This window comes from Microbacterium awajiense, assembly GCF_039536545.1.
GTDB lineage: Bacteria > Actinomycetota > Actinomycetes > Actinomycetales > Microbacteriaceae > Microbacterium > Microbacterium awajiense.
The window spans coordinates 183,987-201,718 of sequence record NZ_BAAAYU010000005.1 but is presented as its reverse complement, the minus strand read 5'-3'; the positions used below and the strand labels follow the sequence as shown (position 1 = coordinate 201,718).

General features: G+C 70.0%; 19 protein-coding genes. 13 read left to right on the top strand and 6 right to left on the bottom strand.

The genetic code is table 11. From position 1 onward, the window contains the following. Window positions 1–2 precede the first annotated feature (2 nt). The 9 genes from map to ABD663_RS07705 all read left to right on the top strand — a co-directional run bounded on the left by map (window position 3) and on the right by ABD663_RS07705 (window position 6,121). Entirely contained in the window at window positions 3–842 is an 840-nt protein-coding gene (gene map, locus ABD663_RS07745) for a type I methionyl aminopeptidase (protein WP_344737402.1), read from the top strand. 9 nt (window positions 843–851) lie between these two features. After that, a complete protein-coding gene (locus tag ABD663_RS07740; protein ID WP_344737401.1) occupies window positions 852–1,538 on the top strand; it encodes a DsbA family protein in 687 nt (228 codons plus the stop codon). Between the two features lie 293 nt (window positions 1,539–1,831). Further along, a complete protein-coding gene (gene infA, locus ABD663_RS07735; protein ID WP_028496510.1) occupies window positions 1,832–2,053 on the top strand; it encodes a translation initiation factor IF-1 in 222 nt (73 codons plus the stop codon). Between the two features lie 99 nt (window positions 2,054–2,152). After that, window positions 2,153–2,269, top strand: coding sequence for a 50S ribosomal protein L36 (gene rpmJ / locus ABD663_RS07730; protein ID WP_055821300.1), 117 nt, complete (start codon window positions 2,153–2,155; stop codon window positions 2,267–2,269). Between the two features lie 137 nt (window positions 2,270–2,406). Next, on the top strand, window positions 2,407–2,781 hold the full coding sequence (rpsM, locus tag ABD663_RS07725) for a 30S ribosomal protein S13 (RefSeq protein WP_344737400.1): 375 nt from the start codon (window positions 2,407–2,409) through the stop codon (window positions 2,779–2,781). Between the two features lie 32 nt (window positions 2,782–2,813). Next, entirely contained in the window at window positions 2,814–3,212 is a 399-nt protein-coding gene (gene rpsK, locus ABD663_RS07720) for a 30S ribosomal protein S11 (RefSeq protein ID WP_076682961.1), read from the top strand. A gap of 166 nt (window positions 3,213–3,378) precedes the next feature. Further along, window positions 3,379–4,368, top strand: coding sequence for a DNA-directed RNA polymerase subunit alpha (locus ABD663_RS07715; RefSeq protein ID WP_344737399.1), 990 nt, complete (start codon window positions 3,379–3,381; stop codon window positions 4,366–4,368). A 35-nt stretch (window positions 4,369–4,403) separates the two neighbouring features. Further along, the gene (gene rplQ / locus ABD663_RS07710; RefSeq protein WP_344737398.1) at window positions 4,404–4,991 is read left to right on the top strand and encodes a 50S ribosomal protein L17; all 588 of its coding nucleotides are present in this window, start codon (window positions 4,404–4,406) and stop codon (window positions 4,989–4,991) included. Between the two features lie 107 nt (window positions 4,992–5,098). After that, a complete protein-coding gene (locus ABD663_RS07705) occupies window positions 5,099–6,121 on the top strand; it encodes a GNAT family N-acetyltransferase (protein ID WP_344737397.1) in 1,023 nt (340 codons plus the stop codon). Window positions 6,122–6,134: 13 nt separating this feature from the next. On the opposite strand, the gene ABD663_RS07700 is transcribed toward ABD663_RS07705, so the two are convergent. Beyond that, window positions 6,135–8,123: an acyltransferase family protein gene (locus ABD663_RS07700; RefSeq protein ID WP_344737396.1), complete on the bottom strand. Its 1,989-nt coding sequence runs from the start codon at window positions 8,121–8,123 to the stop codon at window positions 6,135–6,137. 190 nt (window positions 8,124–8,313) lie between these two features. On the opposite strand from ABD663_RS07700, the gene ABD663_RS07695 reads away from it, so the two are divergent. Together ABD663_RS07695 and ABD663_RS07690 are read left to right on the top strand one after the other, a co-directional pair. Beyond that, on the top strand, window positions 8,314–10,503 hold the full coding sequence (locus ABD663_RS07695; RefSeq protein WP_344737395.1) for an adenylate/guanylate cyclase domain-containing protein: 2,190 nt from the start codon (window positions 8,314–8,316) through the stop codon (window positions 10,501–10,503). A gap of 3 nt (window positions 10,504–10,506) precedes the next feature. Continuing rightward, entirely contained in the window at window positions 10,507–11,940 is a 1,434-nt protein-coding gene (locus tag ABD663_RS07690) for a mechanosensitive ion channel domain-containing protein (protein ID WP_344737394.1), read from the top strand. Window positions 11,941–11,942: 2 nt separating this feature from the next. Here ABD663_RS07690 and ABD663_RS07685 read toward each other — a convergent pair whose 3' ends face one another. From ABD663_RS07685 to galU, 3 genes are all read right to left on the bottom strand, one after another. Next, a complete protein-coding gene (locus ABD663_RS07685; protein WP_344737393.1) occupies window positions 11,943–13,076 on the bottom strand; it encodes a glycosyltransferase in 1,134 nt (377 codons plus the stop codon). 87 nt (window positions 13,077–13,163) lie between these two features. Continuing rightward, window positions 13,164–13,607, bottom strand: a complete 444-nt coding sequence (locus tag ABD663_RS07680; RefSeq protein ID WP_344737392.1) for a VanZ family protein — start codon at window positions 13,605–13,607, stop codon at window positions 13,164–13,166. Beyond that, window positions 13,591–14,481, bottom strand: a complete 891-nt coding sequence (gene galU, locus ABD663_RS07675) for a UTP--glucose-1-phosphate uridylyltransferase GalU (protein WP_344737391.1) — start codon at window positions 14,479–14,481, stop codon at window positions 13,591–13,593. Before galU ends, ABD663_RS07680 begins: the two co-directional genes overlap by 17 nt. Before the next feature lie 82 nt (window positions 14,482–14,563). Here galU and truA point away from each other — a divergent pair, with 82 nt between their 5' ends. After that, complete coding sequence (gene truA / locus ABD663_RS07670) at window positions 14,564–15,412, top strand: tRNA pseudouridine(38-40) synthase TruA (protein WP_344737390.1); 849 nt, start codon at window positions 14,564–14,566, stop codon at window positions 15,410–15,412. Window positions 15,413–15,426: 14 nt separating this feature from the next. On the opposite strand, the gene ABD663_RS07665 is transcribed toward truA, so the two are convergent. Then, window positions 15,427–16,272, bottom strand: a complete 846-nt coding sequence (locus ABD663_RS07665; RefSeq protein ID WP_344737389.1) for a hypothetical protein — start codon at window positions 16,270–16,272, stop codon at window positions 15,427–15,429. Window positions 16,273–16,337: 65 nt separating this feature from the next. Here ABD663_RS07665 and ABD663_RS07660 point away from each other — a divergent pair, with 65 nt between their 5' ends. Continuing rightward, entirely contained in the window at window positions 16,338–17,066 is a 729-nt protein-coding gene (locus ABD663_RS07660) for an endonuclease/exonuclease/phosphatase family protein (protein WP_344737388.1), read from the top strand. On the opposite strand, the gene lepB is transcribed toward ABD663_RS07660, so the two are convergent. Beyond that, window positions 17,032–17,730: a signal peptidase I gene (gene lepB, locus ABD663_RS07655; RefSeq protein ID WP_344737387.1), complete on the bottom strand. Its 699-nt coding sequence runs from the start codon at window positions 17,728–17,730 to the stop codon at window positions 17,032–17,034. The genes ABD663_RS07660 and lepB overlap by 35 nt on opposite strands. Window positions 17,731–17,732: the final 2 nt, after the last annotated feature.

Here is a 17,732-nt window from a genome sequence, read left to right as displayed (position 1 = left end):
TGGTGGGTCTGCGCCGCTCGATCTACAAGTCGCCCGCACAGCTGCGGGCGATGATGGAGCCCGGTCTGATCACCGCGGCCGCTCTCGCCGCCGTGCGTGAGCACATCGCGCCCGGCGTGGCGACGGACGAGCTCGACCGTGTGGCCTCTGAGGTCATCACCGCACGCGGCGCCGTCAGCAACTTCCAACTGGTGCGCGGGTATCGCCACACCATCTGCGCGTCGGTGAACGAGCAGGTCGTCCACGGCATCCCGAGTGAGCGCGTGCTGCAGCCGGGCGACATCATCTCGGTCGACGCCGGGGCACAGTACCGCGGATGGAACGGCGACTCGGCCTTCTCGGTCGTGCTTCCCGATCCCGATCGACCCGAGATCGTCGCCGAGCGCGAACGTCTCTCGCAGGTCACCGAGGGGTCGCTGTGGGCCGGCATCGCCGCGCTGTCCCGAGCGACCCATCTGGGCGAGGTCGGCGCGGCGGTGCAGGAGCACGTCGAGGCGAACGCGCCCGAGGGTGGGTACGGCATCCTGCGCGAGTACGTCGGGCACGGGATCGGGCGCAAGATGCACGAATCACCGTCCGTCTTCAACTACCGCACGCCCGATCGGGGCGCCGAGGTGCGCCCCGGGCTGGTCGTCGCGATCGAGCCGATGGTCGTCGCGGGGTCGGACGCGACCTTCGTCGAGGACGACGGCTGGACGGTGTCGACGGTCGATGGCACAGCCGGCTCCCATTGGGAGCACAGCGTCGCCGTGCACGATGACGGGATCTGGGTGCTGACCGCACCCGACGGCGGCGCCGCGGGCTTGGAGCCCTTCGGCGTCACGCCGGTGCGGATGCGATAGGGGAGAGAGATGGCTTCGGGACGCAAGACGAACTGGTTCGCGATCTGGATCAGCGTGGGGGTCGTGGTCGCCCTCGTGCTGGTCGCCGCGCTCGTGGTGTGGATGAACGACACGTCGACCGGTCCGGGCGATGCTCCCCAGGCAGCGAACATCGACACCGAGACGGGCGCGATCCTCGTCGGCGACGGCGACCAGTCGATGGACACCTACATCGACTTCATGTGCCCCATCTGCAACCAGTTCGAGCAGATCTACGGCGCCTCGATCGAAGAGCTCGTCGACGACGGCACCATCACCCTCGGCATCCACCCGATCTCGATCCTCGACAGACTGTCGCAGGGCACCGAGTTCTCGTCGCGCGCCGCGGGCGCCATGTACTGCGTCGCGGCCGCGGACGGCGACGCAGCCCTTCCGTTCATGCAGGCGATGTTCGCCAACCAGCCTGCCGAGGGCTCGACCGGCCTCACGGACGAGCAGATCATCGAGATCGCCGGCAGCGTCGGTGTGACCGGTGTGGACGGGTGCATCAACGACGGCACCTACATCAAGTTCGCGCAGGCCATGACCGAGAACACCCCGATCCAGCCCGACCTGGACGGCATCGCGACGCCGACGATCGCGATCAACGGCGAGGCGATCTCGAACTCCGAGCTGCCCGACCCGGCCGACCTGGCGTCGCTGTTCGGCGGGGAGTGACGCGCCGCGCCGCCGTCTTCCGCGGGTCGCGGTGTTTCACACCGTCGCGCGCCACCGCATCGAGGTGGTCGAGGCCGATCGGTGCCTCGTGCAGAGGGAGGACTGGATCCGCGGCACCACTCACCGCAGGATGCCCCGGTGGGGGAGTCGCCACAGCGCGGAAGGGGCGAGTTGCCGGGACGTCCGCGATCACGTATCATTGATCTTTGGTGCCTTGCGCCTGCATCGGCGTGTCCGGGCACCGAATCCCATCCACCGCAGACCGACCGGTCTGCACGAGCGATAGCGAGTATATGGCGAAGAAAGACGGGGTCATCGAGATCGAAGGCGTGATCTCCGAGGCGCTGCCCAACGCGATGTTCCGTGTTGAGCTCACCAACGGACACAAGGTGCTCGCCACGATCTCGGGCAAGATGCGGCAGAACTACATCCGCATCATCCCGGAGGACCGCGTGGTCGTGGAGCTCAGCCCCTACGACCTCACCCGTGGCCGCATCGTCTACCGCTACCGCTAGACCGGTCGAGAAGTAACGCCCCATCCGGTGATCGAAGGCCGCGCGACGTGCGCGGTGAGTCGAGAACGGATGCCCGGCGAAGACAGCGAGAGAAACATCATGAAGGTCAACCCCAGCGTCAAGCCCATCTGCGACCACTGCAAGGTCATCCGCCGCAACGGTCGCGTGATGGTCATCTGCAAGTCCAACCCGCGCCACAAGCAGCGCCAGGGCTGAGACCGGCAGCACCCGACTCCACAACTCAACATCACACAACGGCAGGATCAGAACCCGCTCACGCGGGGGACACCTCGGGTCGGAGGCCCGGGCACCGATTCTGCTCCACACCTCCACGACACTCCTAGGAGAGCCGCATGGCACGTCTCGCCGGCGTCGACATCCCGCGCGACAAGCGCGTGGTCATCGCCCTGACCTACATCTACGGCATCGGCCGTACCCGCTCGACCGAGATCCTGGCCGCGACCGGGATCGACGAGAACATCCGCGTGAAGGACCTCAGCGACGACCAGCTGATCGCACTCCGCGACAACATCGAGGCGACCTACAAGGTGGAGGGCGACCTGCGCCGCGAGGTGGCCGCCGACATCCGCCGCAAGGTCGAGATCGGCTCCTACGAGGGCCTTCGCCACCGCCGCGGTCTTCCCGTGCGCGGTCAGCGCACCAAGACCAACGCGCGCACCCGCAAGGGCCCGAAGCGCACCGTGGCCGGCAAGAAGAAGGCGCGCTGATCGCGCCGCCGAAGGTTTAGAGGAGAACACTCATGGCACAGGCCAAGACCGCGGCGCGCAAGCCCCGCCGCAAGGAGAAGAAGAACATCGCGCTGGGCCACGCCCACATCAAGTCGACGTTCAACAACACGATCGTCTCGATCACCGACCCCTCGGGCGCCGTCATCAGCTGGGCATCGTCGGGTGGCGTGGGCTTCAAGGGCTCGCGCAAGTCGACCCCCTACGCCGCGGGCATGGCGGCCGAGTCGGCCGCCCGCCAGGCGCAGGAGCACGGCGTCAAGAAGGTCGACGTCTTCGTGAAGGGCCCCGGTTCGGGCCGCGAGACGGCGATCCGCTCGCTGCAGGCCGCCGGCCTCGAGGTGGGTTCGATCCAGGACGTGACCCCGCAGGCGCACAACGGCTGCCGCCCCCCGAAGCGCCGCCGCGTCTGATCCGCCTCGCCGGGTGCCCCGCGCACCCGGCCGCGGATCCCGCCGCCCGCGAGCGGGCCACAGATCCGACGACGGATGCCTCGCCGAGGCGTCCCCGACGAAAACTCAACACCCTTCACTCACCGCACGTGTCATATAGCGGGCACGTGACCGAAAGGAACACATAGTGCTCATCGCACAGCGTCCCACTCTGACCGAGGAGAAGATCTCGGAGTTCCGCAGCCGGTTCATCATCGAACCGCTGGAGCCCGGCTTCGGCTACACGATCGGCAACGCGCTGCGTCGCAGCCTGCTGTCGTCGATCCCCGGCGCGGCAGTGACCAGCATCCGCATCGAGAACGTGCTGCACGAGTTCAGCACGATCGAGGGCGTGAAGGAGGATGTCACCGAGATCATCCTCAACATCAAGCAGCTCGTCGTCTCGAGCGAGCGCGACGAGCCGATCACGGCCTACCTGCGCAAGACCGGCGCCGGTGAGGTCACCGCGGCCGACATCTCGGCGCCCGCCGGCGTCGAGGTGCACAACCCCGACCTCGTCATCGCGACGCTCAACGACAAGGCGAAGTTCGAACTCGAGCTCACCATCGAGCGCGGTCGCGGCTACGTGTCGGCGACGCAGAACCGCAACGAGTACGCCGAGGCCGGCCAGATCCCGATCGACTCGATCTACTCGCCAGTGCTCAAGGTCAGCTACCGCGTGGACGCGACGCGCGCCGGTGAGCGCACCGACTTCGACAAGCTCGTGCTGGACGTCGAGACCAAGCCCTCGATCGACCCGCGCGACGCCGTGGCGTCGGCCGGTCGCACCCTCACCGAGCTGTTCGGCCTCGCCCGCGAGCTGAACGTCGAGGCCGAGGGCATCGAGATCGGCCCCGCGCCGGTCGAGACCGTCCTGTCGAACGAGCTGTCGATGCCGATCGAGGACCTCGACCTGTCGGTCCGCTCGTACAACTGCCTCAAGCGCGAGGGCATCAACACCGTTTCGGAGCTGGTGGCCCTGTCGGAGACGCAGCTGATGAACATCCGCAACTTCGGTCAGAAGTCGGTCGACGAGGTGCGCGACAAGCTCACCTCGCTCGGGCTGTCGCTGAAGGACTCGGTGCCCGGTTTCGACGGCGCCCACTTCTACGGCGGCTACGACGACGAGAACGCCTGAGCCCCGACCGACTTCCCCCACTGGAGTAACTGACAATGCCCAAGCCCACGAAGGGTCCCCGCCTCGGAGGCGGCCCCGCCCACGAACGCCTGCTGCTCGCGAACCTCGCCGCAGCGCTGTTCACGCACAAGTCGATCCAGACGACCGAGACCAAGGCCAAGCGCCTGCGTCCGCTCGCCGAGCGCCTCATCACCTTCGCCAAGCGCGGAGACCTGCACGCCCGCCGTCGCGTGCAGTCGGTGATCGGCGACAAGGAGGTCGTGCACATCCTGTTCACCGAGATCGCACCGCTGGTCGCCGAGCGTGAGGGCGGCTACACCCGCATCACCAAGATCGGCAACCGCAAGGGCGACAACGCCCCGATGGCCGTGATCGAGCTCGTGCTCGAGCCGGTGACCCCGAAGGCGAAGTCGGCGAAGAAGACCGCCGCGGCGCCCGTCGCTGACGAGCCCGCCGCCGAGGAGACCCCCGCCGAGGAGTCGACCGACGAGACCGTCGACGCCGGCGCCGAGTCGCCCGAGGAGGGCGCCGCCGCCGAGGCCGCGGCCGAGGACGCCGTCGCCGACGAGGCGGACGCGACCGAGGATGCTTCCGCCGACGAGGCGGAGGAGAAGGCCGAGTAATCGGTCCGGCCGGGCGACCGGCCACCCCTGCACCAGCGAGACCCCGCGGTGTCCGATGAGGACCCGCGGGGTCTCGCTCGTCGCGGGTCTGGTCGTAGGCTGGTCGGGTGACCGAGCAGCCCCTGTCGCAGCGTGTGACCGCCCCCGCGAGCGTGGCCGAGCCGCGGCATCCCGATGTCGCGACCTGGCGATCTCCGACCGCCGACGACGTCGACGCGATCCACGCGCTCATCGTGGCGGCCGACACCGTCGACCACCCCACGTGGGCGACCCCCCGCGACGAGATCGAGGATCTCTTCGATGCCGCGCACATCGACCCCGCGCGCGATCTGCGGGTCGGCTTCGACGGCGACGGGCGTGCGATCGCGCTCGGGGTGGTCATGATCCATCCGTCGCGCGACGTGCATGTCAACACCTACCTGATGGGTCGCGTCCATCCCGACGTCCGCGGGCTCGGCATCGGTCGAGACGTGCTGCGCTGGGAGCACGAGAGCGCGCTGTCGCGGCTCGCGTCGATGGATGCCTCGGTGCCCGCGGGGATCTTCGTCTACATCGACGAGGTCGATACCGCGGGGCGGCGCCTCGCCGAGCGGCGGGGTTTCGCACTCGAACGATGGTTCTCGAGCATGGTCCGCGATCTCGCACTCGAGGCGCCGAGCATCGACGTTCCCGACGGCATCGACGTCGTCGCGTTCGAGCGACGATGGAGCGAGTCGACCCGGCTCGCCCGCAACGACGCCTTCCGCGACCACTGGGGCAGTCTCGAGACGCCCGCCGACCGCTGGACGAAGATGATCGAGGGCCCGCATCACCGCGACGACCTCTCCTTCGTCGCGGTGGACGGTGACCGTGTGGTCGCGCTCGCCCTCGGCTCGGTGAACGAGGACGACTGGGAGATGCAGGGCTACTCCAGCGTGTACATCGAGCTGATCGGCGTCGTGCGCGACCACCGGGGCATGCGCCTCGCGCCCGCGGTCATCACCGCGCTGCTGCGCGCGGCGCGCGACGCGGGACTCGACAAGGCGGTGCTCGACGTCGACACCGAGAGCCCGACGGGTGCCAACAGTCTCTACGGTCGTCTCGGATTCGAGGCGACCGAGCGCGCGATGGCGCTGGTCGCGCGCGTGTGACGATTCCCGCGCGTCACTCGCCGATCGGCTGCGGGTGGGCCTGGATCGCCTCGTACACCCGGAGCTCTCGCTCGTAGCGCTCGGTCGCGGCGCGTTGGTCGATCTGCTGCACGGTCGCCGCGATGGTGTCGGCGAAGATCCGTGCCGCTTCGTCACCGGGATGCACGCGGTCGGCGGCGAGCAGCTCGGGCCGAGCTGCGATGGCGCCGGACCAGTCCGCGACGGTCACGTGATCGTGCTCGCGCGCGAACGCCACGAGATCGGCGTTGACACCGGCGATCCAGTCGCGCGGCGCGTAGGCGTTGACGAGGATCACCTCGCGCGTGGGCCCGGCGATCGCCGCCATGCGCTCGAGTGATCCGCGATCGACGGGGCCGTTGGTACCCAGCGCGATCACGACGAAGCGGCGCAGGTCGCCCTCGGCCCGGAACGCCTCGAGCACCCGCGGACCGGCCCAGGTCGACCGCGACACGGCCGCATCGATGCGGATGCCGGGAAGACGCTCGAGCAGCGCGGGCACCGCCGCGAGCATCACCGAGTCGCCGACGGCGCTGACCGAGCGTCCGTCGGCCGCCACCGTGGTCGGGGTGGGCGACGGGCGTGTCTTGTTCGTCACCGGTCCCGGCGCAGGGCCGGGCGCCGCGGTGGCGGTGGCGGCGGGTGACGGCGTCACGGATGAGGACGACGACGGCGCGGGGGTCGCGGTCGACGTGGCGGCATCCTGCAGCGCGCGCTCACCCGCGGAAACGACCGTCTCGGCGTCGGTGCGCATGGGCGCGTGGGCGATCGCCGCCGACGTGCCGCCCAGCAGCAGGGCCGTCGCCGCGGCCACGCCCAGGGTCCGCACGCGTGTGCGCGAGCCGCCGGCGAGCCCATCGCGCAGCCGTCGTGCCGTGGCGCGGAAGCCGTCACGCCGGATGGGGGTCTCGACGTAGCGATACGACACCGTGGCCGCCGCCGTGGTGAGCGCGAGCACGAGCACGCCCGTCCACACGGGGACGCCCGACTCGGGGGTGGTGCCCTCGAACGCCGCGACCAGCAGCACGAGCAACGGCCAATGCCACAGGTACAGGCCGTACGACCGCTCGCCGATCCACCGCAGCGGGCGATCGAGCTGCCGGCCGAACGAAGACTCCGGCCAGATGCCGGCCAGGATCGCGACGGCCGTGAGGAGGCTCGCCGCGAGCATCGCGCCGGGGAAGGTCGCCACGGTGTCACCGGGAGGGATCGTGGCGATGACCAGGATGCCGACGACCGCCGCCCACCCGAGGATCCCGACCGTGCGCCGCCCGCGCAGCACGCCGCCCTCGAGGACCCGCCGGGCGCCGAAGGCGAGCGCGACGCCGATGAGCAGCGCGAACGCATGCGTGCCCGTTCCGTAGTAGGCCCGGGTGGGGTCGCCGTCGGCCGCGACCACCGCCATCCACCCTGCCGACACGGCGGCGGCGGACGCGGCGACGACCACGCGCGCCCACGCGCGCGGGACGAGGAAGAGCAACGGGATGAGCAGGGGCCACAGCAGGTAGAACTGCTCCTCCACGGCGAGCGACCACAGGTTGCGGAACAGCTCGGACTCGGTCGCCGAGAAATAGGAGGTCCCCGAGGCGATCGCCACCCAGTTGTAGCTGAAGGTCGCCGCGCCGAGCACCTGACGGCCGATCCCGACGAGCACGTCGCCGCCGATCAGCCACGCGGCCGTCGCGCACACGGTGATCAGCAGCACCAGGGCGGGGAGCAGGCGGCGCGCGCGGCGTCGCCAGAACCCCACCAGACCGATCCGGCCCGTGCGGTCGTGCTCGCGGATCAGCAGGGTCGTGATGAGGAACCCGCTGATGACGAAGAACACGTCGACGCCGATGAACCCGCCCGACAGTCCGACGCCGGGGAGCACGTGGTAGACGATAACGACGAGAACCGCGACCGCGCGCAGTCCGTCGAGGCCCGGCATCCGCGCATCGCGAGCGGCCGGGGCCGTGGGTGCTGAGAGGGAGGTGGCGGTCATCATCGTGTTCGCCCTCGGGGCGACAGCACAGTCTACGTCGGCATCGATCGCCTTCCCGAGGGCGGGTGTATCTGTCGGGCATTCGGAAGCTCTATCCCCCTGACGGGCGCGGCGCTATTGTTGCCCCAACTCGGCGCAGCGCCGGGTCTCTGGGGTGCCCGCACGGTTCGTGCCGACGGAGGGGGAGTGCGTGTCCGAGTCGCCGACGCCGGCGGTGCCCACGCCCGCAGCCGCGTCGGCCTGGGTGGGCACGCCGCAGCCGCGTCAGCGTCCGGGGCTGTCGATCTACTCGATCCTTCTCATCATGCTGCTGTCGGTCAGCGTTCTCTCGAGCATCGTCGTCGGGATCATCGGCTACCTGAACGGGTCGCAGGCGCTGCAGATCATCGCCGAGGAGAAGCTCACCGAGATCCGCGAGAACCGCGCGCGCGAGATGGCGCAGCTGTTCCGCACGATCGAGAACTCGGTGCGGCTGGGGGCCATCAACGAGACGAGCAAGCAGGCGGCCCGCGCCTTCACGGCCGGCTTCGAGGAACTCGGGGCGCAGCCGGTCGATGCGCAGACCGCCGCCGCGCTCGACGACTACTACCGCACCGACTTCGCCGTCGCTCTGTCGGAGGCGACCGGCGAGGACGTCGAGGGCGCCGCGTTCGCGCCGCGCGATCCCGCGCAGGCCTATCTGCAGTACAACTACGTGCTCCCCTACGACGACTGGGAGCAGGCGATCGCGAACGAGGATGCCGGCGACGGCAGCGGCTGGTCGCGCGCGCACGCGCTCTACCACCCGTACTTCCGCACGCTGACCGAGGTGTCCGACTTCGAGGACATCCTCATGCTCGACACCGACGGCAACGTCGTGTACACGGCCTTCAAAGGCGTCGACCTGGGCACGAACCTGTTCGACGGGCCGTACCGGCTGTCGAATCTCGCGGGCGCGTACCGCGAGGCGATGGACCGCAACATCGTCGGCGACGTCGTGATCGCCGACTTCGACGCGTACAGCCCGAGCCTGGGCACGCCCGCAGGGTGGGCCGTGACGCTCATCGCCGATGGCGGCGAAGTGATCGGTGCGCTGGCGATCGAGCTTCCGATCGATCGCATCAACGCGGTCATGACGGTCGGCGGCGAGTGGGAGCTGAATGGGCTCGGCAGTACCGGCGAGACCTACCTCGTCGGCACGGACGGCCTGATGCGTTCGATCTCGCGCGGCCTGATCGACGACCCCGAGGCCTACGAGCGCGCGGCGGTCGCGGCCGGGCTCTCGCCGGCGTCCGCCGCGCTGAGCGTGCGCAACGGAGACACCCTGCTGCAGCAGGCCATCGCCTCGGAGGCCGTGACGCGCGCCCTCTCGGGTGAGGACGGCACGATGCTCGCGCGAGACTACCTCGGCCGCGACAGCCTGACCGCCTACGCGCCGCTCGGCGTCGACGGGCTCGACTGGGTGATCATCGCGCAGGAGACCTCGGCCGAGGCGCTGACCCCCGTCGAGGAGTTCACGCGCAACCTCATCCTGTCGACCGCGGGCATGATCATCTTCGTCTGCCTGCTCTCGCTCGTTCTCGCCCAGGTGTTCATCCGCCCCCTGCGCCGGCTCAAGTCGGCGGCTCAGCGCATCGGCGCGGGCGAAGAGGGCGTGCAGGTGGACGCCGGATCCAGTGACGAGCTCGCCGATGTCGCCGTCGCGTTCAACGACATGAGCCGCAGCCTGCAGGCCAAGTCGCAGCTGATCGCCGAGCAGGAGCGGGCGAACGAGGAGCTCATCCTGTCCTTCATGCCCGAGGGCATGGCCAATCGCTATCGGCAGGGCGACGACACCATCACGCAGGATGCCGAGGACGTCACCGTCGTCTTCGCCGACATCGTCGGCTTCGAGGAGCTCGCGATGTCGCTCACCTCGGACGACGCCCTCGCGCGCCTCAACGACCTCATCCGCAGCTTCGACGAGGCCGCGGAGCGTCACGGTGTCGAGCGGGTGCGCTCCACGAGGCAGAGCTATCTCGCCTCGTGCGGACTCGTGACACCCCGCGTCGACAACGCCCGCCGGGCCGTCGAGTTCGCGATCGAGCTCGACGAGATCGTCGAGCGCTACTCGGCCCAGCAGGGCGTCGATCTCAGCGTCCGCGCCGGACTCGACTCGGGCCGGGTGACCAGCGGCCTCATCGGCCGCGCGCGTGTCGTGTACGACATGTGGGGCGACGCGGTCAACCTCGCGTTCCGCGTGCAGGGCGACTCGCACGAGCCGGGCATCTACCTGACGCAGCGGGTCGCCGATCGCCTGCCCGAGTCGCTGCCGGTCGCGCCGGCGGGCGACCTCGAGACGCAGAGCGGTCCGCAGCGCGTGTGGCGGGTGGCGACCGCGGCGACCGTCGGGGAGGTGTGAACCATGGCCGATCTCGCCGCACAGCCGTGGTTCTGGCCCGCCGTGATCGTCTCGATCGGACTTCCGCTCGTGCTGATCGGGCTCACCGAGCTGTCGAACATGCTCGTGCGCCGCGGCAGTCGTGCTGCCCCGATCGTCGCGATGGTGCGCAACTACCTCGTGCCCGTCGCCGGCGTTCTCGTGCTCATCAGCCAGCCGGGCGCATGGGAGGGCGGCGGCACGTGGCCCCGCGTGATCTGGACGATCTTCGGGCTGCTGGTGATCGTGGTCACGATCAACGCCGTCAACCACCTGGTGTTCCACCGCGCCGAGAAGGGGTCGTGGCGTGACCGGTTCCCCACGATCTTCAGCGACCTCATCCGGTTCGTCTTCATCATCATGGGGATCGCGTTCCTGTTCTACTGGGTGTGGGGCGCCGACGTCGCCGGCGTGTTCGCCGCGCTGGGCGTCACATCGATCGTCGTGGGCCTGGCACTTCAGAACGCCGTCGGGTCGGTGGTCTCGGGTCTGTTCCTGATCTTCGAGTCGCCGTTCGAGTTGGGCGACTGGATCGAGACCGGCGGCACGCGCGGACAGATCATCGAGGTCAACTGGCGGGCCATCCACCTCGACACCGGCAGCGGCATCGTCGTGATGCCCACGGCGCAGCTCGCAGGGGGCGAGTTCGTCAATCTCTCGCGCGACCCCGAGCCCTACGCGGCCACCGCCGAGGTCGGATTCGGCTCCGATGACCCGCCGGGCCGCGTGCGCGAGCTCATGGTCACCGTCGCCCGCGACATCCCGCTCATCTCGCGCAAGCGCGAGCCGACGGCGTCGAGCGTCGGCGGCTCACGGTACCGCGTGTCGATCCCGCTCCACAGCCCGGCCGACCACGACATGGCGGTCGACACGTTCCTGACCCGCATCTGGTACGCCGCCCGCCGTGCTGAGCTGCACCTCGACGGCGACGCGACCGACGACTGGCGCACGGCCGGGCGACTACAGGATGCGCTGCGCCAGATCGCGCCCATCCTGAGCGTGAACCCGGTCGAGGCCGAGCAGCTCGCCAGTGACGCGTGGCTCGAACGGTACTGCGCCGGCGAATCGATCCTGCGACCGGGGATGGTACCCGGCGAGACGCGCTTCATCCTGACGGGCACGGTCACCCTCGGCATCCCGACCGACGACCACGGGTTCGTCCATGTCGCCGATCTCGGGCGCCACGACCCGGTGGGGATCACCGCGATCTCGCGCACGCAGACCATCTCCAAGGCCGTCGCGGCGAGCGAGGTCGACGTCGTCGTGCTGCCGGTGTCGGTGCTCGACGAGATCGTGCGCGGGCATCCGGTCGTCGCGCGCGAGATCGTGCGCGAGAGCGAGAACCGTGTGGAGCAGGCGCGTCTCGCGATGTCCGCGATCGGCTCGCGGCTGCCCTACGGCCGCCGTGTGCTCGGCTGACCTCAGGCGACGGCGCGTCGCCGGAGCGCCCGGGTGCCGCCGGCCACGCGACCGCGTCGGTCGATGACCTCGCGCATCCGGCGGCCGAAGGCGTCGGCCGAGAACCGGCCGGCGTGCCGCTTCACGGTGTCACGGTTCCACGAGACCGGGAACGCACGCACCGCGTCGACCACGGCGGTCACCGTATCGGCCGCGATGAACGATCCCGACACGCCTTCGTCGGTCGAATCCAGGAATCCGCCGGCCCGCAGCACGAGCGACGGCGTGCCGAACGCGTTGGCCTCCAGCGGGGTCAGACCGAAGTCCTCATGCGAGACGGATGTGAGCGCCCGCGCATGCGCGTACAGCCAGCGCAGCTGGGATTCGCTGACCTCGCCGAGGCCGCGCACGTTCGGGGGGCCGTCGCGGTCGGCGGCGCCGACGACGACCAGCTGCTCATCGGGCATGCGCCGGAAGGCCTCGCGCAGCACTTCGGTGCCCTTGTAGCCTCGAGGTCGGGCGACGGTGAGGAAGAACCCGTCATCGAGACCGTCCACCGCCTCCTGGGGGCCGTCCGCGTCGATCGAGACCGGAGGATGGACGACCTGGGCCTCGATTCCGTACACGCGACGGATGCGGTCGGCGACCACGCTCGAATTCGCCAGGTATGCGTCGGCACTGAGCGCGGCGGTCGCGTCCCATCGGCGCAGGCTCGGAGAGAGCGCCGCGAGGGCGGTGCGCACCGCGAGGGACGCGCCACGCGTGTAGTCCTCGCGCTGGTAGAGCCAGCGGGCGGGATTGTGGCAGTACACGACCTTGAAGGTCCCCTCGGCGACCGGCAGTCCGTGCGCCCATCCGGAGCTGCTGCACACGACCGCGTCGGCCTCCACCGGCGGCACGTGCGACCAGGCGTGTGCGAGGAACGGCAGCGCTTTGCGCGGGTCGGAGGCGAACGGTCGCAGCAGGGCGGACTCGATCTCGCGGACGTCGAAGTCCGCGGCCTGCGTGAAGGTCTGGTCGGGACGGAAGACCGAGGTGAGGATGGTCGTCGCATCGAGCTGACCGGCGAGCTGCAGGGCGACGCGCTCGGCCCCGCCGTGTTGAGTGAGGTAGTCGTGTGCGACGACGATGCCGTCGAAGGCGGTGTGCGCGCTCACGAGACTCCTCGCTGTCGATTCGGTCGAGTCGGTCGGGAATCCGTCGGCCGGCATGACCTGCATCGGCGCACGGTCATTCGCGACAGTCTACCGCGTCTCCCGCTGAACGGGCCTCCGATCTGCTGATCGCCGTGATCGGGTGCGCGCGTCGGCGATCGCTTCGGCGAGAACGAGTCCGAGGCATGCGCCGGTCACGTTGGCCAGGACGTCGTGCGCACTGGCGGTCCGCTCCTCCAGGGCGAGCGCCTGAACCACCTCCATCGCCACCGAGGCCGCGAGGGCGAGCAGCACGACGAGGAGCCGACTGCGCACGAGTGTCGCTCCGAGCGCTCCGAACGGCACGAACAGCAGCACGTTGGCGCCGATTTCGACGACGTCGTAGGTGAGGGCGGGAACCGCGTCGGTGACGGCGGCGATCAGGGCGTCGGCGCCCTGATCCACCCGGGCCGGCCACAGCGCGATCAGTGCGAGCGCGCACAGGTATGCGACCAGTGCGGTGCGGCGACCTCCGCCGTCAGAGCGTGGCGGCAAGGGTGCGCAGCCACGCGGCGAAGTCCGGACCGAGGTCCTCGCGCTCGAGGGCGAGGGTCACGGTCGACTTGAGGTAGTCCAGCCGATCGCCCGTGTCGTAGCGGCGACCGGCGAAGACCACACCCAGCACAGGCCCCGCGATCTCTTCATCGGCGGCCAGCACCTGCAGGGCATCGGTGAGCTGGATCTCTCCGCCCTTGCCCGGAGGCGTCTTCTCGAGGACGTCGAAGATCTGCGGACGCAGCACGTAGCGTCCGATGACGGCGAGGTTGCTCGGTGCATCGGCGGCAGAGGGCTTCTCGACGAGGGAGGTGATGCGGACGACGCCGGCATCGTCGGTCGGCTGGACGGCGGCGCAGCCGTAGAGGTGGATCGACTCGGGGTCGACCTCCATGAGGGCGACGACGGATGCCTGCCGTCGGTCGGACACCTCGATCATCGTCGTCAGCAGGTCGTCGCGGGCATCGATGAGGTCGTCGCCCAGCATCACCGCGAAGCTCTCGCCTCCGACGTGCTTGCGTGCGCGCAGCACCGCGTGCCCGAGGCCGCGGGGATCCCCCTGCCGGACGAAGTGGATGTCGGCCATCGCGCTGGATTGCATGATGCGCTCGAGCTTGGTGAGGTCCCCCTTGCGATGCAGGGTGTCTTCGAGCTCGGTCACGCGGTCGAAGTGATTGGCGAGCGCGTTCTTGTTGCGGCCGATGATCATGAGGATGTCGTCGATGCCCGCCGCCACCGCCTCTTCGACCACGTACTGGATCGCGGGCTTGTCGACGACGGGGAGCATCTCCTTGGGCATCGCCTTGGTCGCGGGGAGGAAGCGGGTTCCGAGACCGGCGGCGGGGATGACCGCTTTCATCGTGCGTGTCGTCATGCGTCGACGCTAACGGCGTTCGATGTACACCATGTTTCGGATCGGCGAAGAACCTGTGCGTCCGGCCGGTTAGCCTGTGGTCGTGCGCATCCGCCTCGACATCGCCTACGACGGCACGCACTTCCGTGGCTGGGCGCGTCAGCCGGGCCTGCGCACCGTCCAGGGGACGCTCGAGGACGCCCTGGGGCGGATCCTGGGTGGCCGGCCGCGTCTGGTGGTCGCCGGGCGCACGGATGCCGGAGTCCATGCCGTCGGCCAGGTCGCCCACCTCGACCTCGACGATGCGCAGCGCACCCGTCTGCTGGGCTCGCGCAGGGGGACGGACGCCCCGGTGCCGGCGCTCGCCCGACGCGTCGGCGGGGCCCTCGGCGCGTATTCCGATGTCGCGGTGAGGGCGTCCTCCGTCGCCCCCGACGGCTTCGATGCGCGGTTCTCGGCGGTGTGGCGGCGCTACGAGTACCGCGTGGCCGACCGGCGCTCCGGCTACGATCCGCTGCGCCGTCACGACACCACGACGGTGCGCGCCGATCTGGATGCCGCCGTGATGGATGCCGCGGCGCGCTCGCTGCGCGGACTGCACGACTTCGCGGCGTACTGCAAGCCGCGCCCCGAGGCGACGACGATCCGCACGCTGCTCGACTTCGCGTGGCATCGCGACGACGACGGGGTCCTGGTCGCCGCGGTGCGCGCCGACGCGTTCTGCCACAGCATGGTGCGCGCGCTCGTGGGCGGATGCGTCGCGGTCGGCGAGGGGCGCCTCGCGGTCGACGATCTCGCGGCGATCCGTGACCGCGGTGAGCGGGTTCCGGAGGTGAAGGTGCTCGCTGCCAGAGGTCTCACGCTCACCGAAGTCGGCTATCCCGAAGACGACCAGCTCGCCGCTCGGGCCGACCAGACGCGTGCGCGACGCGGCGGCGAGCAGATCGACTGAGGCGACCCGCTGCGTCAGGGCGCGCGCAGCGCGGGATCGGGATCGCGCCAGTGCTGCGCCGACTGCAGCACCCAGAAGGCGGCGAAGAGCACGAGCGCGATCGCCTCGCCGATCAGCACCGGCCGGCCGTCGGCGAAACGCTCGTCGCCCAGGGCGATCGTGCAGATCAGCACGACCGCGAGTGCGATGGCGAGCACGAGGTACGACGTCCGCAGCCAACGGGGCATCCCGGCGGGTGCGCGCAGCGCCTCGACGAGGGCTGTGACGGCGATGAGGGCGAAGAACAGCGCGGCCGCGACCGCGTGCCCCCAGCGCAGCAGCGCGGGGTGCGCGAGCCACCACACCAGACCTGCGGTGGCGATGACCGCACCGGCCACCGCGAGCGAGACGGCTCCGTCGCGCGCGACCTCGCCGCGGGCCGCGAGCACCGCGCCGATCGCGACCGCCAGAGCGCCGACGGCGAGATAGACGATCATGCCGTTGTCGACGCCGGGGATGAACGCCGCCGGCACGCACACGCCGCAATCGGAGTCGACGTCGACCGGCACGTCGGGCACCGAATCCGGGGCGACCGCGACCGGGATCACCGCGACCAGCGGCGGGAACAGCGCTGCGGCGTCGAGCAGCGCACGACCCGCGCCCCGACCGGACAGGGCCAGCAGGCAGACGGATGCCGCGATCAGCGCGGCGGTGAACGCGGTGCGCGCGGGCGAGTAGAAGTAGTGGCTGATGCTCGGCAGCACCCCCACGACGGGGATCGCCGCGGCGACGGCGACGAGGATCGTGGGAACGGTGAGCGCTGCGGCGATCCGCAGATAGCGATAGGTCCGCTGCGGCGAGGTCACGGCGCGGGCGGGCACGCGTCCACCGTAGCGGCCGGTTCCGTCGTGCGCGGGCACACGCGGCCGCTTAGGCTGGCAGGGGTATGAAGGTCATCTCCTACAACCTGCGCAAGCACCGGGCCGCGGGCGAGCTCACCGGGCTCGTCGATCGGTATGCCGTCGACGTGCTGTGCCTGCAGGAGGCCGACACGCGCAGCATCCCCGATCAGATCGGGGGACTGCACCTCGCCGACGCGACCAGTCGCAATCGCCTCGGCCTCGCCGTGTACTACCGCGAGAACACCTACCGTGCCGTCGAGGTCCGTTCGATGGGCCTGAAGAAGTCGCTGCACGACCGGGTGCTCAAACCGGCCGAAGAGCGCATGCTCGCCGTGAGGCTGCACGACATCGATGAGAACCGCGACTTCGTCGTGTGCTCGTTCCACGCCGCGCCGCTCACCGCGCTCAATTCGCTGCGTCGGCATCAGATCCGCACGGCGCTGCAGGAGCTGGGGCAGCTGGGCGACGGATTGCCCGTGCTGATGGTCGGGGATTACAACTACCCGGTGTTCAAGGAGAACCTCGGGCAGAAGGTGCGCGAGCAGGGGTACGAGCTCAATCTCAGCGATGCGCGCACCTACACGCGGTACCGGTTCTTCCGCGGACACTACGACTTCGCGACGTCGGTTGGGTTCGACATCGATCGCGTCCGCACGCTGCCGCAGGGCCGCAGCGACCACCTGCCGATCCTCGTGACCGCGCGCATCACCGACCCGGTTCCGGTCGCGGGGCCGACGGTCACAGCCCCGACCAGCGTCCGATCGGCCAGATGACCGCGACCGACTTGCCGACCACGTTCCCGGCCCACCTCCAGCACGACGGCGAGACTTCGGCGGCCCGACAGCGGTGGGCGGAGTCGGCGGATCCCGTCCGATTGTCGCCGAGGACCAGGTACGACTGGTCGGGCACGACGACCGGTCCGAAACAGCGACCGGAGCGCGGCTCGGACTCGCAGTCGATCGTGCCGGGCTCGAACGCGAAGTCGTTCGTGACGTAGGGCTCGTCGAGGCCGACGCCGTCGACGGTCACGCGGCCCTGCTCGTCGCAGCACTGCGCCGTCTGCCCCGGCCCGGCGATGACGCGCTTGACGAGGGTGTGCGGACCCGACGGCCCGAAACCGGTCACCTCGCCGAGCCAACGCAGTGCCGTGCGCACCGGATCGTCGGAGTCGGGCGCGGGCAGGCCCCATGCGGCATCCGCGTCGAAGACGATCACATCGCCGGTCGTCGGCGTGGATCCGACGTAGGCGAGCCGGTTGACGAGGATGCGGTCGCCCGGTTGCAACGTCTGCTCCATCGACCCCGACGGGACCCAGTAGGGCTTGGCGACGAACGAGAGCACGAGGCCGGTGGCGACGAACGCGGCGGCGAGCTGGAACCAGAAGCTGCCGGTGACGCGACGCCACAGCGGGCGGGGCGCGTGTTCGTCTGTGGACAAGA

Bases quoted from the DNA above. Each gene is read 5' to 3' on its own strand.
- ABD663_RS07740 (WP_344737401.1), top strand. From the start codon at position 852: ATGGCTTCGGGACGCAAGACGAACTGGTTCGCGATCTGGATCAGCGTG.
- infA (WP_028496510.1), top strand. From the start codon at position 1,832: ATGGCGAAGAAAGACGGGGTCATCGAGATCGAAGGCGTGATCTCCGAG.
- rpmJ (WP_055821300.1), top strand. From the start codon at position 2,153: ATGAAGGTCAACCCCAGCGTCAAGCCCATCTGCGACCACTGCAAGGTC.
- rpsM (WP_344737400.1), top strand. From the start codon at position 2,407: ATGGCACGTCTCGCCGGCGTCGACATCCCGCGCGACAAGCGCGTGGTC.
- rpsK (WP_076682961.1), top strand. From the start codon at position 2,814: ATGGCACAGGCCAAGACCGCGGCGCGCAAGCCCCGCCGCAAGGAGAAG.
- rplQ (WP_344737398.1), top strand. From the start codon at position 4,404: ATGCCCAAGCCCACGAAGGGTCCCCGCCTCGGAGGCGGCCCCGCCCAC.
- ABD663_RS07700 (WP_344737396.1), bottom strand. From the start codon at position 8,123: ATGACCGCCACCTCCCTCTCAGCACCCACGGCCCCGGCCGCTCGCGAT.
- ABD663_RS07690 (WP_344737394.1), top strand. From the start codon at position 10,507: ATGGCCGATCTCGCCGCACAGCCGTGGTTCTGGCCCGCCGTGATCGTC.
- galU (WP_344737391.1), bottom strand. From the start codon at position 14,481: ATGACGACACGCACGATGAAAGCGGTCATCCCCGCCGCCGGTCTCGGA.
- ABD663_RS07660 (WP_344737388.1), top strand. From the start codon at position 16,338: ATGAAGGTCATCTCCTACAACCTGCGCAAGCACCGGGCCGCGGGCGAG.